Source organism: Endozoicomonas sp. SESOKO4 (assembly GCF_024606275.1).
The window spans coordinates 1-2,281 of record NZ_JAHHPS010000389.1 but is presented as its reverse complement, the minus strand read 5'-3'; the positions used below and the strand labels follow the sequence as shown (position 1 = coordinate 2,281).

1 protein-coding gene is annotated in these 2,281 nt (G+C 48.4%); it reads right to left on the bottom strand.

The genetic code is table 11. From position 1 onward, the window contains the following. Positions 1 to 2,229, bottom strand: a 2,229-nt coding sequence (locus tag KDK16_RS07645; RefSeq protein WP_257275415.1) for a hypothetical protein, incomplete at its 3' end; no start/stop codon positions are given. Positions 2,230 to 2,281: the final 52 nt, after the last annotated feature.

The window sequence follows — 2,281 nt, the reverse complement described above, 5'->3', positions numbered from 1 at the left end:
TTTCCATTCCGGCCAGCCCAGCACGTCTTGCACTTCCTCATGGTTGAGGATGCCCAGGCCATTATTCATGGACGAGAAGGCGCGGAACAGCTCAATACTAAACTCGCCATCACTGTCTTTCCATTCCGGCCAGCCCAGTACCTCTTTCACGTCCTCGTGTTTGGGCATTCCTTTACTATGATTAATCGAAGAGAAAGCGCGGAACAGATCAAAACTGAACACGCCATTCTTGTCTTTCCATTCCGGCCAGCCCAGTACCTCTTTCACTTCCTTGTGGTTGAGCATCCCACGGCTATGATACATTGACGAAAAGGAGCGGAGCAGCTCAATACTGAATTCGCCATCCTTGTTTTTCCATTCCGGCCAGCCCAGCACCTCTTTCACTTTCTCATGGCTGAGGATGCCCTGGCCGTTATTCATGGACGAGAAAGAGCGGAATAGCTCCGCACTGAACTCGCCATCTTTGCCTTTCCATTCCGGCCAGCTCAGCACCTCTTTCACTTTCTCATGTTTGAGCATGCCTTTGCCACGATTCATGGACGAGAAGGCGCGGAGTAGCTCCATATTGAACTCACCATCCCTGTCTTTCCATTCCGGCCAGCCCACCACTTCTTTCAGTTCCTCATGTTTGAGCATGCCTTTGCCATGATTCATGGACGAGAAGGAGCGGAACAATTTCACACTGAACTCACCGTCCTTGTTTTTCCATTCCGGCCAGCTCAGCATCTCTTTCACCTCCTCATGTTTGGGTAAGCCGTTTCTGTTGTACATGGACGAGATAGAGCGAAACAGCTCCATACTGAACTTGCCATCCTTATCTTTCCATTCCGGCCAGTCCAGCATTGCTTTTACTTCCTCATGTTTAGGGACACCTTTGCCATTATTCATTGACGAAAAGGAAGTCAATAAATCCAAACTTGCTAAATATGCAAGTTCATCCTGGTTACGTTCGGCAAAATCACGGATATGTTTTTTTTTATTCTTTAGCATGCCGGTCAGCATACCGGTATTTTTGAAGGTTTCAGGAAGGTGCCAAAAAAAAACGATCGCATTATCGAAGAAGTCATTAAATAACTTTCTCTCTACATAGCCAAGCAGTTTATAAAAAGAGTGCTTTACGGTGATGTTTTTTTTCTTGAATACCGCCATCAGGGTTTGAGCTTTTTCCAGCTCTTCCTCGCTTAATTCGTATTGGATATTTTCTTTTACACTTTCCAATGGGTCGTCGGGGACTTGAGTGTCTATTGGTTTCCTTTTTTTGGCCGGTGGTTTCTCCGAAGCAACTGCTTTCGAATTAATTCTCTTTCTAACCGAGCCTTTCTTTTTTTTCTGAGCAGGTTCTGATGCATCCGGCTCTGTTTCTTCCCGGGTTCGTCTTGCTCTTTTTTTACCCTGAGTGCCTTGCAGGCACTTGTTGCATAAAAACACTGAAGCTGTTGTCTCATTGGCTATAAGCTTTAATTCTTGTTGATTCAGTGCTTTGTTACACTTGGGGCAAATGACAACCGGATTTCCTGTATCCTGCTCAGCCGGGGGTTTCAGTGGGTCACCACCTCCTCGATCACTGCCGTCTGCTGAGCCGGTTGCCTGATTGTGGGTAGCAGCCCCATGCGTCTGGCCGGATTGGCCAGCCTGTTTTGTTGGCGCGGTCGTTGATGCTTTGGTACTTCTGCAGGGTTGGTTATTTTTACTCCTACCCGCCTGTCGGCCAGAGTTTTTGCCAGCAGCGATCTCACGGTAAACACTGAGTTCCTCACTATTCTCTGCCAACCATGCCTGAACCAGTCCCGGATGCATCATAGCAGGATCCGACCTTTCCAGATCCAGAAGATCCCCTTCAATCACCATGATCCGGTCTGACAAAATCCGGGCCAGTGTTGCTTGTCTCGTAATAAAAGCACATCGTCGTTTGAATCGTAACATTCGAAGCAGTTGCCTTTTTTGTTGCAGGCATTTTTGAATAAGGGAAAGAACAGGGGTAAGTTCAGGCTGGGGCTCTGGGTTGGGTTTCCAGTGGTTTCCGTCAGGTGTCTTATCGCCATTGCCTCCCCCGGCAGCTCCCATGACGATTAGCGCATTGGAAGAGTGCTCCAAGACTTCAGGGGATATCGCCATAAGGTCAGCGCGTTTTGTTTGCTTCATTGACCGAATGGGTAGCGCAGGCAATTCGAGAGACGCGGGAGGACTGTTATTCGGCAGCAGCTCTGGCAAAGGGAGGGCGAATCGCATAAACCCTGCCAAATGGGGGTAAGGCCGTTCGGGTTCAGTCAACATATTCGCA